At 71.3% G+C, this 20,634-nt stretch carries 18 protein-coding genes and 1 pseudogene; 8 read left to right on the forward strand and 11 right to left on the reverse strand.

Translation table 11 applies throughout. The features are described 5' to 3' along the window. Window positions 1–89 precede the first annotated feature (89 nt). From rbsD to D1J63_RS23780, 6 genes are all read right to left on the reverse strand, one after another. Window positions 90–479, reverse strand: coding sequence for a D-ribose pyranase (gene rbsD / locus D1J63_RS23755; RefSeq protein ID WP_125631476.1), 390 nt, complete (start codon window positions 477–479; stop codon window positions 90–92). Further along, entirely contained in the window at window positions 476–1,381 is a 906-nt protein-coding gene (locus D1J63_RS23760) for a ribokinase (protein WP_125631478.1), read from the reverse strand. The genes rbsD and D1J63_RS23760 overlap by 4 nt, the downstream gene beginning before the upstream one ends. Before the next feature lie 59 nt (window positions 1,382–1,440). After that, window positions 1,441–3,399: a substrate-binding domain-containing protein gene (locus D1J63_RS23765; protein ID WP_125631480.1), complete on the reverse strand. Its 1,959-nt coding sequence runs from the start codon at window positions 3,397–3,399 to the stop codon at window positions 1,441–1,443. Continuing rightward, complete coding sequence (locus tag D1J63_RS23770; protein WP_125631484.1) at window positions 3,389–4,924, reverse strand: sugar ABC transporter ATP-binding protein; 1,536 nt, start codon at window positions 4,922–4,924, stop codon at window positions 3,389–3,391. The genes D1J63_RS23765 and D1J63_RS23770 overlap by 11 nt, the downstream gene beginning before the upstream one ends. Beyond that, window positions 4,921–5,964, reverse strand: coding sequence for a LacI family DNA-binding transcriptional regulator (locus D1J63_RS23775; RefSeq protein WP_125631486.1), 1,044 nt, complete (start codon window positions 5,962–5,964; stop codon window positions 4,921–4,923). The genes D1J63_RS23770 and D1J63_RS23775 overlap by 4 nt, the downstream gene beginning before the upstream one ends. 180 nt (window positions 5,965–6,144) lie before the next feature. Then, window positions 6,145–6,633, reverse strand: a complete 489-nt coding sequence (locus tag D1J63_RS23780) for a carboxymuconolactone decarboxylase family protein (protein ID WP_125631489.1) — start codon at window positions 6,631–6,633, stop codon at window positions 6,145–6,147. Window positions 6,634–6,766: 133 nt separating this feature from the next. Between D1J63_RS23780 and D1J63_RS23785 the strand changes: the two genes are divergently transcribed. After that, window positions 6,767–7,744 carry an RNA polymerase sigma-70 factor gene (locus D1J63_RS23785; RefSeq protein ID WP_125631492.1) on the forward strand — a complete coding sequence of 326 codons (978 nt, stop codon included), beginning with the start codon at window positions 6,767–6,769 and terminating at the stop codon, window positions 7,742–7,744. Window positions 7,745–7,774: 30 nt separating this feature from the next. Here D1J63_RS23785 and D1J63_RS23790 read toward each other — a convergent pair whose 3' ends face one another. After that, the gene (locus D1J63_RS23790) at window positions 7,775–8,569 is read right to left on the reverse strand and encodes a metalloregulator ArsR/SmtB family transcription factor (RefSeq protein ID WP_125631494.1); all 795 of its coding nucleotides are present in this window, start codon (window positions 8,567–8,569) and stop codon (window positions 7,775–7,777) included. A gap of 111 nt (window positions 8,570–8,680) precedes the next feature. On the opposite strand from D1J63_RS23790, the gene D1J63_RS23795 reads away from it, so the two are divergent. Further along, window positions 8,681–9,298 (forward strand): TOPRIM nucleotidyl transferase/hydrolase domain-containing protein, encoded by a 618-nt coding sequence (locus tag D1J63_RS23795; RefSeq protein WP_102927172.1) that lies wholly within the window; start codon window positions 8,681–8,683, stop codon window positions 9,296–9,298. 36 nt (window positions 9,299–9,334) lie between these two features. Further along, window positions 9,335–9,988, forward strand: coding sequence for a hypothetical protein (locus D1J63_RS23800; protein ID WP_125631497.1), 654 nt, complete (start codon window positions 9,335–9,337; stop codon window positions 9,986–9,988). A gap of 29 nt (window positions 9,989–10,017) precedes the next feature. Here D1J63_RS23800 and D1J63_RS23805 read toward each other — a convergent pair whose 3' ends face one another. After that, on the reverse strand, window positions 10,018–10,485 hold the full coding sequence (locus D1J63_RS23805) for a hypothetical protein (RefSeq protein ID WP_176155247.1): 468 nt from the start codon (window positions 10,483–10,485) through the stop codon (window positions 10,018–10,020). Between the two features lie 143 nt (window positions 10,486–10,628). Then, the gene (locus D1J63_RS23810) at window positions 10,629–11,039 is read right to left on the reverse strand and encodes an ATP-binding protein (RefSeq protein ID WP_125631499.1); all 411 of its coding nucleotides are present in this window, start codon (window positions 11,037–11,039) and stop codon (window positions 10,629–10,631) included. A gap of 173 nt (window positions 11,040–11,212) precedes the next feature. Here D1J63_RS23810 and D1J63_RS23815 point away from each other — a divergent pair, with 173 nt between their 5' ends. The 4 genes from D1J63_RS23815 (at window position 11,213) to D1J63_RS23830 (ending at window position 16,080) form a co-directional block, all read left to right on the forward strand. Further along, complete coding sequence (locus D1J63_RS23815; protein ID WP_125631502.1) at window positions 11,213–12,052, forward strand: helix-turn-helix transcriptional regulator; 840 nt, start codon at window positions 11,213–11,215, stop codon at window positions 12,050–12,052. Window positions 12,053–12,058: 6 nt separating this feature from the next. Continuing rightward, entirely contained in the window at window positions 12,059–12,244 is a 186-nt protein-coding gene (locus tag D1J63_RS23820; protein WP_125631504.1) for a DUF397 domain-containing protein, read from the forward strand. A 47-nt stretch (window positions 12,245–12,291) separates the two neighbouring features. After that, window positions 12,292–14,553 carry an ATP-dependent RecD-like DNA helicase gene (locus tag D1J63_RS23825; RefSeq protein WP_125631506.1) on the forward strand — a complete coding sequence of 754 codons (2,262 nt, stop codon included), beginning with the start codon at window positions 12,292–12,294 and terminating at the stop codon, window positions 14,551–14,553. A 237-nt stretch (window positions 14,554–14,790) separates the two neighbouring features. Then, on the forward strand, window positions 14,791–16,080 hold the full coding sequence (locus D1J63_RS23830) for a citrate synthase (protein WP_125631508.1): 1,290 nt from the start codon (window positions 14,791–14,793) through the stop codon (window positions 16,078–16,080). 647 nt (window positions 16,081–16,727) lie between these two features. Here the strand turns inward: D1J63_RS23830 and D1J63_RS23835 are convergent. Beyond that, complete coding sequence (locus D1J63_RS23835; RefSeq protein WP_125631510.1) at window positions 16,728–19,022, reverse strand: heavy metal translocating P-type ATPase; 2,295 nt, start codon at window positions 19,020–19,022, stop codon at window positions 16,728–16,730. Window positions 19,023–19,058: 36 nt separating this feature from the next. Beyond that, window positions 19,059–19,301, reverse strand: coding sequence for a heavy-metal-associated domain-containing protein (locus D1J63_RS23840; RefSeq protein WP_125631512.1), 243 nt, complete (start codon window positions 19,299–19,301; stop codon window positions 19,059–19,061). Window positions 19,302–19,500: 199 nt separating this feature from the next. Between D1J63_RS23840 and D1J63_RS23845 the strand changes: the two are divergent. Continuing rightward, window positions 19,501–20,552: pseudogene (locus tag D1J63_RS23845) on the forward strand (zinc-dependent alcohol dehydrogenase family protein). The last annotated feature ends 82 nt before the right edge of the window (window positions 20,553–20,634 follow it).

Genomic DNA, 20,634 nt, shown 5'->3' on the forward strand with positions numbered 1-20,634 from the left:
CGCGGGGTTCTGCAGGGGAGGGGAAACCCGAGGGGGCCCGGTCGTCGACCGGGCCCCCTCGAAGTTCTCGGGCGTTCTCGGAGGTGTTCTCAGAAGAAGACGCCGCACCGCAGCAGCACGTTGGCGTACGGCCGGGCCTCCCCGGTGCGCACGACGAGCCGTGCGCCCGCCGACAACTCCTTCAGCCGCTCGTGCGGGACGAGTTCGAGCGCCGGGAAGAGCCCGTCCAGCAGCGCGGCGCACTCGGCGTTCGCCTCCCGGACCTCCGCCGCCGCCGTCGCGCCCTCGACGACCAGCTCGGCCAGCAGGCCGTCCAGCACCTCGGCGAAGGCCGGCACCCCGGCCCGGAAGGCCAGGTCGACGACGCGCGGCCCGTCCGGAATGGGCATCCCCGCGTCGCACACCAGGACACCGTCCCCGTGGCCGAGTTCGGCGAGCGCGCCCGCCAGGTGCCGGTTGAGTATCCCCGCCTTCCTCACAGCGCCTCGGCCTCCGCAGCGGTCGGGTACGACTCCTGCGCGCCCGCCTTCGTGACCGCCGCCGCGCCCACCCGGGCCGCGTAGGCCGCCGCGTCGGCGAGCGACTCGCCCCTGCCGAGCCGCCAGGCCAGTGCCGCGGTGAACGCGTCGCCCGCACCCGTGGTGTCCACGGCGTCCACCTTCACGGACGGCACCCGGACCACACCCCCGGCCGCCGAGGCGACCAGCGCCCCCTCGGCGCCCAGGGTCACGACCACCGAACGCGGGCCCTTGGCCAGCAGGATGCGGGCCCAGTCCTCGGGACGCTCGCCGACCAGGGCGTCGCCGAGGATGACCTTCGCCTCGTGCTCGTTGACGATCAGCGGGTCGCACGCCGCCAGCACCTCCTGCGGGAGCGGCCGCGGCGGCGACGGGTTCAGCACGAACCGGCTGTCCGGCGCGAGCGAGCGGACCACCTCCACCACCGTCTCCAGCGGGATCTCCAACTGCGTGGACACCACCCGGGAGGCGTGGAAGAGACTGGCCGCCGCCCGTACGTCCCCGGGCGCCAGGCGGCCGTTCGCCCCCGGCGAGACCACGATGCTGTTGTCCCCGGACGGGTCGACGGTGATCAGCGCGACGCCGGTCGGGGCGCCGCCCACCAGCACACCGACCGTGTCGACGCCGGCCGCCCGCTGCGAGTCCAGCAGCAGCCGGCCGTAGTCGTCGTCGCCGACCCGGGCCAGCAGGGCCGTACGGGCGCCGAGCCGGGCGGCGGCGACGGCCTGGTTGCCGCCCTTGCCGCCCGGGTGGACGGCCAGGTCGGAGCCGAGCACCGTCTCGCCGGCCCCCGGCCGCCGCTCGACACCGATCACCAGGTCGGCGTTGGCCGACCCGACGACCAGCAGGTCGTAGTCGTACATCAATCGTTCTCCGATTCGAGTGATTCCCGCTGGATTCCGCAGGGTCCCGAGGGCCGGTCTCAGCCCTCGAAGCCGGCCACGTTCTCCTTGGTGACGACCTTCACGGGCACCTTCACCGTCTGCTCCACCTTCTTGTCCTCGGCAGCCCGCAGCGCGTTCTGTACGGCGATCCTGCCCAGTTCCTTCGGCTGCTGCGCGACGGACGCGTACAACGTGCCCGCCTCGACCGCCTTGAGCCCGTCCGGCGTGCCGTCGAAGCCGACGACCTGGACCGACTTTCCGGCCTTGGAACCCAGCGCCTTGATCGCGCCCAGCGCCATCTCGTCGTTCTCGGCGAAGACGCCGTCGATGTCGGGGTGCGCCTGGAGCAGGTTGGTCATCACGTCCAGGCCCTTGGTGCGGTCGAAGTCCGCGGGCTGCTTGGCGACGACCTTGATGCCCGGGTACTCCTTCAGCCCGGCCGCGAAGCCCGCCCCGCGCTCCCGGCTGGCGGAGGTGCCGGCCTGGCCCTGGAGGATGACGATGGTGCCCTTGCCGCCGAGCTTCTCGGCGAGCGCCTTGGCGCCCAGCTCACCGCCCTCGACGTTGTCGGAGGCGATCAGCGCCGACGTCTCGGCCTTGTTGACGCCGCGGTCCACGGCGATGACCGGGATGTCGTCCTTGTTCGCCGCGCGCACCGAGGGGCCGGCCGCGTCGGAGTCCACCGGGTTGACGACGATCGCGGACAGGCTGCCGCTGACGAAGTTCTGCAGCTGGTTGGCCTGCTGGGAGGCGTCGTTCTGGGCGTCCGTGACCGTCAGGTCCACGCCCAGCTTCTTCGCCTCCTCCTCGGCGCCGTTCCTGATCTGCACGAAGAACGGGTTGTTCAGCGTGGACAGCGACAGCCCTATCTTCTGGTCCTTGCCGCCCGGGGAACCGTTGTGCAGCAGCGAGGTCGCGCCGACCACGGCGACGGCCACGACGGCGGCGATCACGTACGTCAGCGCCTGCTTGCCCCGGTTGCCGCCGCCGGAGGCCCCGGCGGCCGGAGTGACCGCGCCCGCCTTGCGGCGCAGCGTGTCGAAGAGCACCGCGAGCGCGATGACGACACCGATGACGACCTGCTGCCAGAACGCGGAGACGGACAGCAGGTTGAGGCCGTTGCGCAGCACCGCGAGGATCAGCGCGCCGATCAGCGTGCCGGACGCCTTGCCGGTGCCGCCCGCGAGCGAGGCGCCGCCGATGACGACGGCGGCGATGGCGTCGAGTTCGTAGCCCTGCGCGGCCTGCGGCTGCGCGGAGGCCAGCCGGGAGGCGAGCACGATGCCCGCGGCGGCGGCGAACAGGCCGGAGAAGGCGTAGATGGCGAGCTTCTGCCGCTTCACCCGCAGCCCGGACAGCCGCGCGGCCTCCTCGTTGCCGCCGATGGCGTACATGGACCGGCCGATGTAGGTCCGGCCGAGGACGAACGCCGTGATCAGACCCATCACGATCATCACGAGGACGGGCACGGGCAGCCACCCGCCGAGCGTGTCACCGAGGTGGGAGACCGAGTCCGGGAAGGCGATCGGCGAGCCCTGCGAGATGACCAGCGACAGGCCGCGGCCCACCGACAGCATGGCGAGCGTCGCGATGAACGGCGGCAGCTTCCCGTACGAGATGAGGAAGCCGTTGACCAGGCCGCACGCGATGCCCGTCGCGACGGACAGCAGCACGGCGAGGGCGACCGGCATCCCGGCCTCGGTGGCGCTCCAGGCCAGCACGGTGGCCGACAGCGCGGCGACCGAGCCGACCGACAGGTCGATGCCGGCCGAGACGATGACGAAGGTGACGCCGAACGCGAGGATCGCGGTGACGGCGGCCTGCACACCGACGTTGAGGAGGTTGTCGGCGGTCAGGAAGTCCCCGGACAGCGCCGACATGGCGATGACGAGGACGATCAGCGCGGTCAGCGCGCCGTTGTCGAGCAGCAGGCGGCGCAGGCCGCCCGTGGCGCCGCCCTGCGCGCCCGGCTTGCTCTTGAGCGTGTCAGTGGCCACGGGAGGCCTCCGTTCCGTCCGTTCCGTTGGTGTGCGTGCTCACCGCGAGCGCCATCACGGCGTCCTGGGTGGCCTGTTCGGCGGGGAGTTCGCCCGCGACGCGCCCCTGTGCCATGACGACCACGCGGTCGCTCATGCCGAGGACCTCCGGCAGATCGCTGGAGATCATCAGTACGGCGGCGCCCGCGGCCGTCAGTTCGTTGATGAGCTGGTAGATCTCGACCTTGGCGCCGACGTCGATGCCGCGCGTCGGCTCGTCGAGGATCAGCACCTTGGTGTCGGCCAGCAGCCACTTGCCGATGACGACCTTCTGCTGGTTGCCGCCGGACAGCGTGCGCACGTGCTGCCCGAGCCCGGCCATCCGCACGCCGAGCTGCCCGGCGATCCGCTCGGCCGCCGCGTGCTGCCCCTTGAGGTCGACGAGTCCGGCGCGGGCGCTGGAGCGCAGCGTCACGAGCCCGAGGTTCTCCTCGACGGACGCGTCGAGCACCAGCCCCTGCCCCTTGCGGTCCTCGGGCACGAGCCCGATCCCGGCGGCCATGGCGGCGTTCACGTCGTGGCGGCGCAGCGGCGCACCCGCGACGTGCACGGTCCCGGCGTCGTACGGGTCGGCGCCGAACACCGCCCGCACGACCTCGGTGCGCCCGGCCCCGACCAGCCCCGCGATGCCGACGACCTCACCGGCCCGCACCTCGAAGCCGACGTCGTGGAAGACGCCGTCCCGGGTGAGCCCCTCCACCTTGAGCAGGGGCTCACCGGCGTCGGTGCGCTCGCGCGGGTACTGCTGCTCGATGGACCGGCCGACCATGAGCCGGACCAGCTCGTCCTCCGGGGTGGAGGCGGGCACCTGCCCGACGCTCCGGCCGTCCCGGATGACGGTGACCCGGTCGCCGAGCGCGGCGATCTCCTCCAGGTGGTGGGTGATGAAGACGATCCCGACGCCGTCCTCGCGCAGCCGCCGCACGATGGCGAACAGCTTCTCGACCTCCTCGGAGGTCAGCACGGCGGTCGGCTCGTCCATGATGAGCACGCGCGCGTCCAGGCTGAGCGCCTTGGCGATCTCGACCATCTGGAGCCGGGCGATGCCGAGTTCGCGCACCCGCGCGCGCGGGGACACGTTGACCCCGACCCGCTCCAGCAGCACCTCGGCGTCGGCGTTCATCCTCTTCCGGTCGATCATGCCGAGCCGGCGCGGCTGGCGCCCCAGGAAGATGTTCTCGGCCACCGTCAGATCGGGGACGAGGTTGAACTCCTGGTAGATCGTGGCGATCCCGAGGCGCTCGGAGTCCTGCGCACCGTGGATGCGCACCTCCTCGCCACCGGCCAGGATCCGCCCGGCGTCGGGCGTGTAGGCGCCGGAGAGCATCTTGATGAGCGTGCTCTTGCCCGCGCCGTTCTCGCCGAGGAGCACGTGCACCTCGCCCCGGCGCAGGTCGAAGTCGACGCTGTCGAGCGCGACCACGCCGGGGAAGGTCTTGCGGATGCCCTCGATGCGCAGCAACTCGTCCGGACTGCGGCTGCTCACGGCGTACTCCTTCGTACGGGGGAGGGGGACTGGTGGGGGGTGGCGCCGTCCGGCTCGCCGCACGAGCGGCGCACGACGAGCCGCGCCGGCAGGGCGACGGACTCACCGGCCCGCCCCGCGATCCGCTCGACGAGCGCGCGTACGGCGGCCCTTCCGAGCTCCCGGGTCGGCTGGGCGATCGCGGTGACCGGCGGATCGGTGTGCACGAACCACGGGATGTCGTCGAACGCGGCGAGCCCGATGTCCTCGGGAATCCGCAGCCCACGCGCGCGTACGGCGTCCAGCGCGCCGAGCGCCATCAGGTTGTCGGCGGCGAAGACGACCTCGGGCGGCTCGGGCAGGTCGAGGAAGCCCTCGGTGACCCGGCGTCCGCTGCCGGCCTGGAAGTCGCCCTGCCCGATGTAGGCGTCGGGGAGGGGAAGCCCGTGGGCGGCGAGCGCCTCGCGGAAGGCGTCGACGCGCTCGCGTCCGGTGGTCGTGGCGGCGGGCCCCGCGATGATCGCGAGCCGGCGGTGCCCGAGTCCGTGCAGGTGAGCGACGAGGTCCCGCACCGCGCCCCGCCCGTCCGACCTGACGACGGGCACGTCCACGCCGGGGATCCACCGGTCGACGAAGACCATCGGCGTCCCGGCCCGCGCGGCGTCCAGCATGCGCGGGGAGCCGCCGTCGGTGGGGGAGACGAGCAGTCCGTCGATCCGCCGGTCGAGCAGCGTGGTGACGTGGTGGTCCTGGAGGTCGGGGCGTTCGTCGGCGTTGCCGATGATGACGCTGTAGCCGAGCGCGCGGGCCTCCTCCTCGACGGAACGGGCCAGCTCGGTGAAGTACGGGTTCATCACGTCGCTGATGACCAGGCCGAGGGTGCGGGTCTGGTCGGTGCGCAGCGACCGGGCGACGGCGTTGGGGCGGTAGCCCAGCGTCTCGACGGCGGCCAGCACGCGGGCGCGGGCGGCGGGGCTGACGGACGGGTGGCCGTTGAGCGCCCGCGAGACCGTGGCGACGGAGACGCCCGCCTCGGCGGCAACGTCCTTGATGCTCGCCATCGTCGTTCCACCTCCTCGTGGAATCGATTACACGGAGGATTGGAAACGATTACACGAGCGGATTCAAGGGGCGGGCCGGCGCCGATGCCGAATCGTGACCGGTCAGGGGTGCGCCCGGAAAAACGGGCGGCACCCGGGCAACTCGGCCCTGGGTGCCGCCCGAAACCGTCCTCCGCGAGGTCAGTCCGCCACGGCCGTCGCGAACATCCCCGCCTCGTACGAGCCGCCCTTCTGGTGCGTGATCACGGCGAGCCGGTTGGCCGCGTTGATCAGGGCGACCAGGAAGATCAGCGCGGCGACCTGGTCGTCGTCGTAGTGCTTGCGCACCAGGGCCCACGTCTCGTCGGACACGCCCTCGTGCGTGTCGGCGAGCCGGGTGCCCTCCTCGGCGAGGGCCAGCGCCGCCTGCTCCGCCTCGGTGAACACGGTGGACTCGCGCCAGGCGGCGACCAGGTGCAGCCGGACCGCGCTCTCCCCGGCGGCCGCGGCCTCCTTGACGTGCATGTCGATGCAGTGGCCGCAGCCGTTGATCTGGCTGGCCCGCAGCGACACCAGCTCCTGGGTCGCCTTCGGCAGCGCGGACTCGTGCATCAGCATGCCCATGCCCGCGAACCGCTTCGCGAACCGACCGGCGAACTCGTTCTCGAAGAGGTTGAATCGAGTGTCCATGATCTCGTCCTCGCTGTGTCGATGCCTCGGTGACGCACACAAGACACCGGCGCCCCGCCATCCCGTGACAGACCATCGATGTGACACAGGCCACCCCCGTCGGGTGTCACGGAATCACGCCGGCCGGTGTCCTGTGCGCGTGACACCGCCGGAACCGAACGAACGGGAGAAGCTGGTGACCAGCGAGGACAACGGACGCGAACAGGCCGACGCGACCGGCGACCGCGGCTGTGCGGACGCGGCCACCGAGGACTTCGTCGCGCACCGCAACCTGCTCTTCACCGTCGCCTACGAGATGCTGGGCTCGGCCGCCGACGCCGAGGACGTGCTCCAGGAGACCTGGCTGAAGTGGGCGGGCGTCGACCTCGGCGCGGTGCGCGACCGGCGCGCGTACCTGGTCCGCATCACCACCCGCCAGTCCCTGAACCGGCTGCGCACGCTCGGCCGCCGCAAGGAGTCCTACGTCGGCTCCTGGCTGCCCGAGCCGCTGCTCACCACGCCCGACGTGGCCAAGGACGTCGAGCTGGCCGACAGCGTGTCGATGGCGATGATGCTGGTCCTGGAGACGCTGGCGCCCGTCGAGCGGGCGGTGTTCGTCCTGCGCGAGGTGTTCGACCTCGGCTACGACGAGATCGCCGACGCGGTGGAGAAGAGCCCGGCCGCCGTCCGGCAGATCGCGCACCGCGCCCGCGCGCACGTGGCGGCCCGCCGCCCGCGCGGGGAGGTCACGGCGGCGGAGTCCCGCCGGGCGCTCGCGGCGTTCCAGCGGGCGGTGGAGACGGGCGACCTGCAGGGCCTGCTCGACATCCTCTCCCCGGACGTCGTCCTCCTCGGCGACGGCGGCGGCATCAAGCAGGCGGTGCTGCGGCCCATCGTGGGTGCCGACAAGGTGGCCCGCCTCGTGCTCGGCGGCCTGGTCAAGCTGCCCGTCGCGGTGACCATGGACCCGGCCCAGGTCAACGGGCACCCGTCCCTGGTCATCAGGCTCGACGGTGAGCTCGACACCGTGGTCGCGGTCCGCATGGAGGCCGGCCGCATCACGGGTCTCTACGCGGTGCGCAACCCGGAGAAGCTGTCGTACATGCGCGAGGCGACGGCCCTGAGCCGCTGACCGGCGGCCGGCTCGGCGAGGCTGACCGGTTCAGCGCGGTTCCGGCAGCGCCTCTCCGGTCTCCAGCAGCGTCTTGAGGCTGGACAGCAGGGCCGGCCAGCCGTGCTGGATCATCTCGCGGACGGTGCTGCCGGGCTCGAACCCGTCGTGGACGACGGTCAGCTTCACCGAGCCGCCGCCGAGGTCCTCGATGTCGAAGGCGACCTTCGAGCGCCGCTCGGCGGAGAGCCCGGCCAGGGTCTCGTCGTCGATCCCGTTGGCCGCCGCCCACTGCGGCGTGAAGGTGTGCCAGGTGTACGACAGCCGACGGGGCGGGTCGGACTCCAGGACGACCTGCTCGGGGTGGGCGGTCTCGGCCCCCCGCTCCCGCCACACCACGGGCGACCCGGTCGCCCAGTCGGTGCCGAACTCCAGCCCCCAGTAGCGGCGGGTGAAGGCCGGGTCGGTGAGCCCCTGCCACACCTTCTCCGGGGTGGCCCTGATGTGGGTCGTGTAGACGAACGCGTTGCTGTCCATGGCGGTCTCCTCCAGCGCGTGCTTGAGGTCGGCGAGTGCGTGCACCCGCTCACGGTCGTAGCGGCTGATCCAGCGTTCGGCGATGGCGTTGATCGGTTCGGCGTTGAGGTGGTGCAGCTTCTCTCGGCCCCGCCGCACGGTGGTGACCAGGCCGGCCGCCTCCAGCACCGCCAGGTGCTTGCTGACCGACTGCCGGGTCATGTCGAGCCCGGCGCACAGCTCGCGCAGGCTCTGCCCGTTGCGCGCGTTCAGGCTGTCCAGCAGCCGTCGCCGGCTGCCGTCGGCCAGCGCCTTGAAGACCTCGTCCATCTCCGCCCCTCTGACATGCAGCCCATTGGCTGCCTTTAACGATAGGCAGCCAACCGGCTGCATGTCAAAACCCACTACCGCGACGCCGGGCAACGGCGGGAGACTTTCCCCATGACGGACATGGGGGCACTGCGGAAGGCGGTCACCGCGTGGGCGGCCGGCGGCCCCGGCGGTCCGGCCCACGACCTGGCCGACCGGCTGCTCGTCCACACCGCCGTCCTGCTCGAAGGACCGAGCGACGTGGCGGCCGTCGACGCGATGGCCGCACGGCACGGCCGGGACCTGGCGGCGGAGGGCGTCTGCGTGCTCCCGATGGGTGGCGCGATGAGCGTCGGCCGCTTCGCCGGCCTCCTCGGACCCTCCGGCCTGGACCTCCGCCTGGTGGGCCTGTGCGACGAACGGGAGCAGGACTTCTACGCCCGGGCCCTGAAGCGCGCCGACGCGTCACCGCAGAGCCTCTTCGTCTGCGCGGCCGACCTGGAGGACGAGCTGATCCGCGCGCTGGGCGTGAGCACGGTGACCGAACTCGTCGAGGCAGAGGGCGAGTCACGGCGCCTGCAGACCTTCCTCCAGCAGCCCGCCCAGCAGGGCCGCGCGGCCCAGCAACAGCTGCGCCGCTTCCTCGGCACCAAGGCGGGCCGCAAGATCCGCTACGGCCGGGTGCTGGTGGAGGCCCTGGACCCGGCCCGCACACCGGCCCCGCTGGCGGGGTTGTTCGCGGCGCTGTGAGGGCCGCTGTCAGTGCCGACTGGCAGTATGCCGATCATGAGCCGGATCATCTCGTACAGCACGGCCGACAAGGCCGACGTCCTCGCCTTCCTGGGCAGCGCCGGGGAATTGACGGCCGATCAGCAACGCCGTCTCGGCCGCATGCGCGAGCGGGCGCGGCAGCGCCAGCACGACCTGGACAGGCAGGACATCGACCTGGGCCTGTCCATACCCGACGCGCTGGAGCACCTGGTGGCCGGCCACGCGAGCGCGACGGCGGAGGGCGCGGCGAGCGCCTACCACCACGCGCTCCAGCTCGTCATCGACTCCAACGCCTCCGACCCGTCCGACCTCGGCGTGTACTCCAAGCCCTCCACCTTCTTCGGGCTGCTCGACGAGGAGCTGCGCCGCCTGGGCGTGGACGCCGACCTCCTCCTGCACGACCACCTCTTCTCCGGCCCGCCGGCCGAGATCCCCTTCTCCCTCCCGTATCCCGTGGACGGCCCGCACATCGGCACGCTCCCGCTGGCCAGGGCCAAGCCGATGGCGGACGCCTACCGCGCGGTGCTGGACCGGATGAACGAGGACTTCCGCCACGACGTCCGCGAGGTGATCGAGAAACTCGACTTCGAGCACAAGGAGTGGGAGTACGCCACGCAGAACATCGACTGGTACACCCAGGACACGCTCTTCTTCTCGATCACGGGCTGACCGGCTACGGGGTGGGGTGGCCGCCGTCCTCAACCACCCCCGCTTGCCGGGTCGTCAGGCATGTGCGATGAAGTCGTACCAGCCGACGAGTGTGTGAACGTCGGTCTCCCGCAGACCGATCCGCGGGTTGACGTGGTGCAGGAGCCCGGGCCCTTGAAGGCTCGGCGAAGCGGAAGTGCCGTGAGCAGGACGAAGATGCCGAACAGCGTGATCGGCAGGAGCCCTACCGGTCGGAGAAACGCGGTGGGATGCGCAGTGACCGCGCTCCAGGCGATGCTCCAGTTGCCGACCACATCCGCGAGCATGACCAGGGCAGCGAACATCGGCCCACCGGGGCGGGCGCGGATGATCACCAGTGCGGCCAGCGGATCCAGCAGCAAGAGCAGGTGGAAGAAGAGTTGGACGAGCATCGGTGCGTAGTCGTAGGCATTGAGTCCGCCCGTCGCCAGAACGTACCCGTGCGCTCCCGTCCCTTCCAGAAACCCGACCACGTACACCGCGGCCGTGCACCGGATCCAAGCCGGGCGATCCCCCCATCGCATAGGGGCCACCCTAGACCGCCCTTGAACGTCGGCCTCGAACCTGATCGCTCAGGCAGGGATGCGCCGGACCCTACCGATCAGGACTGACAGCGCCGATGTCAGGCCGCCGACAGCTCGCACCACACGTACTTCCCCCGGTTGCCCTGTCTGGCCAGCGGGTGCCAGCCCCATACGTCGGCGCAGGCCCGCACCAGCGCCAGACCCCGCCCCTCCTCCAGCTCCGTCACCCTCTCGAACTTCGCGGGCGGCTCCGGCGGTTCGGGATCCGCGTCCCACGCCCCGATCCGCAGCGTGCCCGGCGGCGACCAGCGGATGCGGAGGGCGGCGGGACCCTTGGTGTGCCGTACGGCGTTGGAGACCAGCTCCGTGGCGAGCAGTTCGGCGACGTCCACGAGGCGGATCAGGCCGTGCATCGTGAGGACCAGCCGGAGGGTGCGGCGGCTGATGGTGACGGCGCGCAGGTCGTTGGGGACGTAGAGGGAGTACTCCCAGGGTTCGTTTTCGGGCATGCGGGACTCCTCGCAGAGGGCGGTGGGGTGAGGGCGGGCCGGTGACCCGGTGTCGCACGGTGTGCGTCGCGTCACCGACGGTAGACCTGAAAGTTTCGGCGGAGCAAGCCGGTCGCGTAATCTTCCCCCCGAACGAGTCGTGTCAGCAGACGCGTTGAGGTGAGGAGCGGCCATTGCCCACGAGGCGCGAACCAACGGCGCGGCAACTGCGCCTGGCGGTGGAACTGCGCAGACTGCGCGAGGCGGCCGGCCTCACGGCTCGGCAGGCGGCGAGCATGCTTGGCGTAAGCAACGTGCAGATCAGCCAGATTGAGTCGGGGCTGTCGGGAGTCAGTGAGCAGCGGCTCCGGCGCCTGGCATCTCACTACGCCTGCACGGACGAGGCCCTCGTCGATGCCCTGGCGGAAATGGCCACCGACCGCACGAAGGGTTGGTGGGAGGAGTACCGAGGACTGCTGCCCACGCCGTTTCTGGATCTGGCGGAGCTGGATCACTACGCGGCCTTCCAGCAGGACGTCGCCGTCCTGTATGTGCCCGGCTTGTTGCAGACGGAGGACTACGCCCGGGCCGTCTTCTCATCGAGGATTCCCGAACTGACCAGTGAGGAGTTGGAACTGCGTGTGCGTCACCGTCTGACGCGGCAGAGCAAGGCCGCATTTCCTCACGACGTCGTGATCCACGAGTCGGCCCTCCGTATCAGGGTGGGCGATCGTGCCGCCACGCGGTCTCAGCTCGTACACCTTCTGGAGGCTTCCGAGTCCGACCGTGTCACCTTGCGGGTCATCCCGTTCGATCTGGACGGGTTCGCCAGGGCCTCAAGCACGATGACGTATGTCGGCGGGGTTGTACGCAAGCTGGACACGGTGGCTCGCGATGCTCCCCATGGCGCGTTCCTCATCGACTCCGAGGCCCAACTCGGCGCCTATCGAACGCGCTTCCGTAAGGTAGAGGAGGTCTCGCTCAACCCGGATCGATCGCGTGACTTCATCCACCGGCTGACGAAGGAGCTGTGAGCACCCATGGGCAACTGGCGTAGGTCGTCATACTCGGGCGAGGGCGACGGCAACAACTGCGTGGAGATAGCCACGTCGGCCGCCCACGTCGCCGTTCGTGACAGCAAGGCCCCCGCCCGAGCCACCCTCACCTTCCCGCCGGAGGCCTTCGCCCCCTTCCTCGAAGCCCTCAAGTCGCCCGCTCGCCGCTAAAGCCGGTCACGGCTGCCCCTGTCAGTCCCCACCGGTACCGTCGGATCATGCCCACCCAGCCCCCCGCGGCCCCCGGCGAGCGGCGGCTCGCCACGCTCGAAGGCGTCCTGGAGCGGATCACGTACGCCAACGAGGAGAACGGCTACACGGTCGCCCGCGTCGACACCGGCAGAGGCGCCGGCGACCTGCTCACCGTCGTCGGCGCGCTGCTCGGCGCGCAGGTGGGGGAGTCGCTGCGGATGGAGGGGCGCTGGGGGTCGCACCCGCAGTACGGCAAGCAGTTCCACGTGGAGAACTACACGACGCTGCTCCCCGCCACCGTGCAGGGCATCCGGCGCTATCTCGGGTCCGGGCTGGTCAAGGGGATCGGGCCGATCTTCGCCGACCGGATCACGCAGCACTTCGGGCTCGACACGTTCACCATCATCGAGGAGGAGCCCAAGCGGCTCATCGAGGTGCCCGGCCTCGGGCCCAAGCGGACCAAGAAGATCGCCGACGCCTGGGAGGAGCAGAAGGCGATCAAGGAGGTCATGCTCTTCCTCCAGACCGTCGAGGTGTCCACGTCGATCGCGGTGCGGATCTACAAGAAGTACGGGGACGCATCGATCTCCGTCGTGAAGAACCAGCCCTACCGGCTCGCCGCCGACGTCTGGGGCATCGGGTTCCTCACCGCCGACAAGATCGCCCAGTCCGTCGGGATCCCGCACGACAGCCCGGAGCGGGTGAAGGCCGGGTTGCAGTACGCGCTGTCGCAGGCCACCGACCAGGGGCACTGCTACCTCCCCGAGGAGAAGCTGATCGCCGACGCGGTGAAGCTGCTCCAGGTGGACACCGGGCTCGTCATCGAGTGCCTGGGCGAGCTGGCCGCCGAGCCGGAGGAGCCGGACGAGGACCCCGGGGTCGTGCGGGAGAAGGTGCCGCACCCGGAGGGGGGTGAGCCGATCACCGCCGTCTACCTCGTGCCCTTCCACCGGGCCGAGCTGGCCCTGGCCGGGCAGTTGCGCCGCCTCCTCCACACCGACGAGGACCGGATGCCCGGTTTCCAGGACGTGGCCTGGGACAAGGCGCTCGGGTGGCTGAAGGGGCGCACGGGCGCCGACCTCGCGCCCGAGCAGGAGGCGGCCGTCAGGCTCGCGCTCAGCGAGAAGGTCGCCGTCCTCACCGGCGGGCCCGGCTGCGGCAAGTCCTTCACCGTGCGGTCGATCGTCGAGCTGGCGCGGGCGAAGAAGGCCAAGGTCGTGCTCGCCGCGCCCACCGGACGGGCCGCCAAGCGGCTCGCCGAGCTGACCGGCGCCGACGCGTCCACCGTGCACCGGCTGCTGGAGCTGAAGCCCGGCGGCGACGCGGCCTACGACCGGGAGCGTCCGCTCGACGCCGACCTGGTGGTGGTGGACGAGGCGTCGATGCTGGACCTGCTCCTCGCCAACAAGCTCGTGAAGGCCGTGCCGCCGGGGGCCCATCTGCTGCTCGTCGGGGACGTCGACCAGCTGCCCAGCGTGGGGGCGGGAGAGGTGCTCAGGGATCTGCTGGCCCCGGGCAGCCCTGTTCCCGCCGTCCGTCTCACCCGCGTCTTCCGGCAGGCGCAGCAGTCCGGGGTCGTCACCAACGCGCACCGGATCAACGCCGGGCAGCATCCCGTCACCGACGGGATGAAGGACTTCTTCCTCTTCGTCGAGGACGACACGGAGGAGGCCGGGCGGCTCACGGTGGACGTCGCCGCGCGGCGCATCCCCGCGAAGTTCGGGCTCGACCCGCGCCGGGACGTACAGGTGCTGGCACCCATGCACCGGGGACCCGCCGGTGCGGGGACGCTGAACGGGCTGCTCCAGCAGGCCGTCACCCCGGGGCGCCCGGACCTGCCGGAGAAGCGGTTCGGCGGCCGGGTCTTCCGGGTCGGCGACAAGGTCACCCAGATCCGCAACAATTACGAGAAGGGCGAGAACGGCGTCTTCAACGGCACCGTCGGCGTCGTCACCTCGCTCGACCCGGTGGACCAGCGCCTCACGGTGCTGACCGACGAGGACGAGGAGGTGCCGTACGACTTCGACGAACTGGACGAGCTGGCGCACGCCTACGCGGTGACCATCCACCGGTCCCAGGGGAGCGAGTACCCGGCGGTGGTGATCCCCGTGACGACCGGCGCCTGGATGATGCTCCAGCGGAACCTGCTGTACACGGCGGTCACCCGGGCGAAGAAGCTGGTCGTGCTCGTCGGATCGCGCAAGGCGATCGGTCAGGCGGTGCGGACGGTGTCGGCCGGACGGCGCTGCACGGCGCTCGACTTCCGGCTGGTGGGCCCCCGGCCCTGAAGCCTTCCCGTAAACCTCCCGACCCGTGTGAAAAAAATGATCGATCAAACGAGTCGGAAAGGTCACACAGCACTTCCGGATGGGCCCCGCAGGGGGCAGGATGAGCAAGTTGGCGGCACTGAGTGCCGCCAATAGGCCCGATGGTCGACCCCGAGTGCACTCTCCTGAGCCAAGTGGGGGATGGTAGAGACAGTCAGGGCACCTCGAAGATGAGGCACTACGTCGGTGAGGGAAGACGTGAGCGACAACTCTGTAGTACTGCGGTACGGCGATGGCGAGTACACCTACCCGGTGATCGACAGCACCGTCGGCGACAAGGGCTTCGACATCGGGAAGCTCCGCGCCCAGACCGGTCTGGTGACGCTGGACAGCGGATACGGCAACACCGCCGCCTACAAATCCGCCATTACCTATCTGGACGGCGAAGCCGGCATTCTGCGGTACCGCGGCTACCCGATCGAGCAGCTGGCCGAGCGCTCCTCCTTCGTCGAGGTCGCCTACCTGCTGATCAACGGCGAGCTGCCGACCGTCGACCAGCTGTCCGCGTTCAAGGACGAGATCACGCAGCACACCCTGCTGCACGAGGACGTCAAGAACTTCTACAAGGGCTTCCCGCGCGACGCCCACCCGATGGCCATGCTGTCGTCGGTCGTCTCCGCGCTGTCGACGTTCTACCAGGACAGCCACAACCCGTTCGACGAGCGGCAGCGCAACCTCTCCACGATCCGGCTGCTCGCGAAGCTTCCGACGATCGCGGCCTACGCGTACAAGAAGTCGATCGGCCACCCGTTCGTCTACCCGCGCAACGACCTCGGCTACGTCGAGAACTTCCTGCGCATGACGTTCTCGGTCCCGGCGCAGGAGTACGTGCCCGACCCGACCGTCGTCGCGGCGCTCGACAAGCTGCTGATCCTGCACGCGGACCACGAGCAGAACTGCTCGACCTCCACCGTCCGCCTGGTCGGCTCCTCGCAGGCGAACATGTTCGCCTCGATCTCCGCCGGCATCAACGCCCTGTGGGGCCCGCTGCACGGCGGCGCCAACCAGTCGGTGCTGGAGATGCTGGAAGGCATCCGCGACGCGGGCGGCGACGTCGACTCCTTCATCCGCAAGGTGAAGAACAAGGAGGACGGCGTCCGCCTGATGGGCTTCGGCCACCGGGTCTACAAGAACTTCGACCCGCGCGCCAAGATCATCAAGGCCGCCGCGCACGACGTCCTCTCCGCCCTCGGCAAGTCCGACGAGCTGCTGGACATCGCGCTCAAGCTGGAGGAGCACGCGCTCTCCGACGACTACTTCGTCTCGCGCAGCCTCTACCCGAACGTCGACTTCTACACCGGCCTCATCTACCGGGCCATGGGCTTCCCGACCGAGATGTTCACGGTCCTGTTCGCCCTCGGCCGGCTGCCGGGCTGGATCGCCCAGTGGCACGAGATGATCAAGGAGCCGGGTTCCCGCATCGGCCGCCCGCGCCAGATCTACACGGGCGTCGTCGAGCGCGACTTCGTCCCCGTCGAGGCACGCTGACACCTGCCGGTGCCGGTGCAGTGCGCCTAAGAGTGCGTCGCTGAGGGGTGCGGGCGGCTGCGGCAGTCGTGTGGCTGGTCGCGCCCGCGCGGCGGCAGCCGCATATCCGCACAGTCCCGCGCCCCTTCGGGCGCTTGCCCCGACGTAAGAAAGAAGGCGCCCTGGCGCCGGTCCCCCCACGGGCCGACGAACCAGGGCGCCTTCCCATGTCCCGGTGCGGATTCCCCCCACGGGATCCGGCCGGGCGTCTGTGAGGACAGCGCCTGAATCGCTGTGTCGTGCTCTTCGTGCGGTCTGCCGGGACAGCGCACGCCCGGGAGGGCCGCTCAAAGCTTCCCGGTGTACGTGCCCCGGCAACGCAGCTCTGGGAAAGTCCCCCAAGACATCCCCAGATGCCAGGTCGCGCCCCCCAAGACGCTGCCTGACATCGCCAACTTAGACCCTCGAACCCCTTCGATGGTTACGTTCGCATCACTGTGATCTGCGTCTCTTGCATATGTCCTTTACGTGCGCAAGAGCCCCGTACGTCGTGCGGGACTCAAGCGTAAGGAAGATGCGCGAGCCTTGTGAAGAGCTTATGTGAGGTGGGTGCCGGACTCCAGAGGCTCAGCCCCACGACCTGCGTGAAATGCGGACGAGTGCGCGGATCACCGAAAGGCGCGCAGGCGGAGGCTGTTGGTGACGACGAAGACCGACGAGAAGGCCATCGCCGCGCCCGCGATCATCGGGTTCAGCAGTCCGGCGGCGGCCAGCGGCAGCGCGGCCACGTTGTAGCCGAAGGCCCACACGAGATTGCCCTTGATGGTGGACAGGGTGCGCCGGGACAGCCGGATCGCGTCCGCCGCCACCCTGAGGTCCCCGCGCACCAGCGTCAGGTCGCCCGCCTCGATCGCCGCGTCCGTCCCCGTGCCCATCGCAAGACCCAGATCGGCGACGGCGAGCGCGGCCGCGTCGTTGACGCCGTCGCCGACCATGGCGACCGTACGGCCCTCGGACCGCAGCCGCTCCACCACCGCGACCTTCTCCTCGGGCAGCACCTCGGCGATCACCTCGTCGATGCCGACGGCCGCCGCGACCGACTCGGCCACCCGTCGGTTGTCGCCGGTCAGCAGGACGGGGGTGAGCCCCAGGCGGCGCAGTTCGGTCACCGCCTCCGCGCTGGTCTCCTTGACCGCGTCGGCCACGGCGACGACTCCGCGCGCCTCGCCGTCCCAGCCGACGACGACGGCCGTACGGCCCCGCCGCTCGGCCTCGTCCACGGCGCGGGACACCTCGGGCGGGAGGGTGTCGTACAGGCGCCCCACGGCCACCTCGCGGCCCGCCACGCGGGCCCGTACGCCCCGTCCGGGGACGTTCTCGAACCCCTCGGCCCCGGGCAGCGTGCCGAGCCGTTCCTCGGCACCGGCCGCGATCGCACGGGCCACGGGGTGCTCGGAGGCGTGCTCCACGGCCCCGGCGAGCCGCAGCAGCTCCTCCTCGGCGGTGCCGTCGGCGGCGTACACCTCGTGCAGGGTCATGCGGCCGGTGGTGACGGTGCCGGTCTTGTCCAGGACGACGGTGTCGACGCGGCGCGTGGACTCCAGTACCTCCGGGCCCTTGATGAGGATGCCGAGCTGGGCGCCCCGGCCGGTGCCCACCAGCAGCGCGGTCGGCGTGGCCAGCCCCAGCGCGCAGGGGCAGGCGATGATCAGTACGGCGACGGCCGCGGTGAACGCGGCGACCGTGTCACCGGTGGTCCCCAGCCAGCCGCCGAAGGTGGCGACCGCGATCAGCAGGACGACCGGGACGAAGATCCCCGAGATCCGGTCGGCGAGGCGCTGCACCTCGGCCTTGCCGCTCTGCGCGTCCTCCACCAGCTTCGCCATCCGCGCCAGCTGGGTGTCCGCGCCGACCCGGGTCGCCTCGACCACCAGCCGGCCCCCGGCGTTCACCGTGGCGCCGGTGACGGCGTCGCCCACGGTCACGTCCACCGGCACGGACTCGCCGGTCAGCAGGGACGCGTCCACCGCCGAGGCGCCCTCGGTCACCGTGCCGTCGGTGGCGATCTTCTCGCCGGGCCGTACGACGAACCGGTCGCCCACGGCCAGCCGGGAGACCGGTATCCGCACCTCGCGGCCCTCGCGCAGTACCGCGACGTCCTTGGCGCCCAGCTCCATCAGGGCACGCAGCGCGGCGCCGGCGCGGCGCTTGGAGCGGGCCTCCAGCCAGCGGCCGAGGAGGAGGAAGGCGGTGACTCCCGCGGCGGCCTCCAGATAGATCGCGGAGGCGCCGTCGGTGCGGGAGACGGTGAGGTCGAAGCCGTGCCGCATGCCCGGCATGCCCGCGTCCCCGAAGAACAGCGCCCACAGCGACCAGCCGAACGCCGCCAGCGTGCCGAGCGAGACCAGTGTGTCCATGGTGGCCGCGCCGTGCCGGAGATTGGTCCAGGTGGCACGGTGGAAGGGCAGCCCGCCCCAGACCACGACGGGCGCGGCCAGGGTGAGCGAGAGCCACTGCCAGTTGTCGAACTGGAGCGCCGGGACCATCGCCAGCAGCACCACGGGCGCGGCGAGCAGGACGGAGACCAGCAGGCGCTGACGCAGCGCCGACAGCTCCGGGTCGTCCCCGGTGCCGCTCGCCCCGGTGTCCACCTCGTCGGCGGACGGCTCCGGGGGCGGCGCCGGTTCCTCGGCCGTGTACCCGGTCTTCACGACGGTGGCGATCAGGTCGGCGACCTCGGTGCCCGCCGGGTAGCTGACCCGGGCCTTCTCCGTCGCGTAGTTCACCGTGGCGGTGACACCGTCCATGCGGTTGAGCTTCTTCTCGACGCGGGCCGCGCAGGAGGCGCAGGTCATCCCGCCGATCAGCAGCTCGACCTCCGCGGGGCCGGGACCGGAATCGGTTCCGGGGGCGGGATCGGTCGCCGTCGGGGCGGTGCGGGTGTCCGCGGTGGTGCTGGTCATGGTCCGGACTCCAGGACGGGGGTGGGTGTGCCGGGATCAGACCCGGCCGACGAGCTCGAAGCCCGCCTCGTCCACGGCGGCGCGCACGGCCGCGTCGTCGAGGGGGGCCTCGGAGACGACGGTGACCTCGCCGGTGGAGGCCACGGCCTGCACGGAGCCGACGCTCGCGATCTCGGAGATCTCGCCGGAAACGGCGCCCTCGCAGTGGCCGCAGCTCATGCCGCTCACCTTGTAGACGGTGGTGACGGAGTCCTGGGCGGTGTCGGTCTGGGCGGTCATGTCGTTACTCCTCGTCGAGGGGGCGTGCGCGGGCGGGTACCCGCGGGTCCGGGCTGGACCACTTCACCTCCACTGTACCCCTAGGGGGTATGGCTTCGGATGAGCCTGCCGTGAGATGAGGGGCGAGGGGGCGCGAACCCCGCCACGACGGTCGCGGCACGCCGCGACCGTCACGACAGTACGGAAGTGAGGGTGACGGATGCGCGCGGTCGTGTTCGAGCGCTTCGGGGAGCCGGCCGAGGTGTGCGAGGTCGCCGACCCCGCGCCCGCGCCGCACGGCGTGGTGGTGCGGGTCGAGGCCACCGGGCTGTGCCGCAGCGACTGGCACGGCTGGCAGGGTCACGACCCGGACATCGCGCTGCCGCACGTGCCCGGCCACGAACTCGCCGGCGTCGTCGAGGCGACCGGCGACCGGGTGACCGGGTGGCGGCCCGGTGACCGGGTGACCGTGCCCTTCGTCTGCGCCTGCGGGAGCTGCGCGGCGTGCGCGGCCGGGGACCAGCAGGTGTGCGAGCGCCAGACCCAGCCGGGCTTCACCCACTGGGGTTCCTTCGCCGAGTACGTGGCGCTCGACCACGCCGACGTCAACCTCGTCGCCGTGCCCGACGGCATGTCGTACGCCACCGCCGCCTCGCTCGGCTGCCGGTTCGCCACCGCGTTCCGGGCCGTGGTGCAGCAGGGGCGCGTCGCGGCGGGGGAGTGGGTCGCGGTGCACGGCTGCGGGGGCGTCGGGCTGTCCGCGGTGATGATCGCGGCGGCGGCGGGTGCGCGTGTGGTCGCCGTGGACGTGTCGGCCCGCGCGCTGGAGCTGGCGCGGACCTTCGGCGCGGTGGAGTGCGTGGACGCCTCCGGGACGCCGGACACGGCGGCGGCCGTCCGCGACCTCACCGGCGGCGGCGCCCACCTCTCGCTGGACGCCCTCGGCTCGCCCGTCACCTGCGCCGCGTCCGTGACCGGCCTGCGCCGCCGCGGCCGGCACGTCCAGGTCGGGCTGCCGCCCTCGGCGGACGGCACCACCCCGGTGCCGATGGCCCGCGCGGTCGCCCTGGAGTTGGAGCTGCTGGGCAGCCACGGGATGGCCGCGCACACACCTATCCGCCGATGCTGGAACTGGTCCGCGCCGGAGTGCTCCGGCCCGACCTGCTGGTGACGTCCACCATCGGCCTGGACGCGGTCCCGGCGGCCCTCGCCGCGATGGGGACGGCGCCCGGCGCCGGGGTGACGGTCATCGAGCCCTTGCTGCCGCGATGACGGTCGTCGAGCCGCTGCGGCCGTGACGACGGTCGTCGAGCCCCTGTCGCAGCGGTGACGGTCATCGAGCCCCTGCCGCCCC

This window comes from Streptomyces sp. KPB2, assembly GCF_003950055.1.
GTDB classification, from domain to species: domain Bacteria; phylum Actinomycetota; class Actinomycetes; order Streptomycetales; family Streptomycetaceae; genus Streptomyces; species Streptomyces salinarius.

Excerpts from the sequence above, each read along its gene's own strand:
- D1J63_RS23795 (WP_102927172.1), top strand. The coding sequence starts at position 8,681 with ATGACGGACATGGGGGCACTGCGGAAGGCGGTCACCGCGTGGGCGGCC.
- D1J63_RS23820 (WP_125631504.1), top strand. The coding sequence starts at position 12,059 with ATGGGCAACTGGCGTAGGTCGTCATACTCGGGCGAGGGCGACGGCAAC.
- D1J63_RS23775 (WP_125631486.1), bottom strand. The coding sequence starts at position 5,964 with ATGGCGAGCATCAAGGACGTTGCCGCCGAGGCGGGCGTCTCCGTCGCC.
- D1J63_RS23825 (WP_125631506.1), top strand. The coding sequence starts at position 12,292 with ATGCCCACCCAGCCCCCCGCGGCCCCCGGCGAGCGGCGGCTCGCCACG.
- D1J63_RS23780 (WP_125631489.1), bottom strand. The coding sequence starts at position 6,633 with ATGGACACTCGATTCAACCTCTTCGAGAACGAGTTCGCCGGTCGGTTC.
- D1J63_RS23760 (WP_125631478.1), bottom strand. The coding sequence starts at position 1,381 with ATGTACGACTACGACCTGCTGGTCGTCGGGTCGGCCAACGCCGACCTG.
- D1J63_RS23835 (WP_125631510.1), bottom strand. The coding sequence starts at position 19,022 with ATGACCAGCACCACCGCGGACACCCGCACCGCCCCGACGGCGACCGAT.
- D1J63_RS23840 (WP_125631512.1), bottom strand. The coding sequence starts at position 19,301 with ATGACCGCCCAGACCGACACCGCCCAGGACTCCGTCACCACCGTCTAC.
- D1J63_RS23810 (WP_125631499.1), bottom strand. The coding sequence starts at position 11,039 with ATGCCCGAAAACGAACCCTGGGAGTACTCCCTCTACGTCCCCAACGAC.
- D1J63_RS23800 (WP_125631497.1), top strand. The coding sequence starts at position 9,335 with ATGAGCCGGATCATCTCGTACAGCACGGCCGACAAGGCCGACGTCCTC.
- D1J63_RS23790 (WP_125631494.1), bottom strand. The coding sequence starts at position 8,569 with ATGGACGAGGTCTTCAAGGCGCTGGCCGACGGCAGCCGGCGACGGCTG.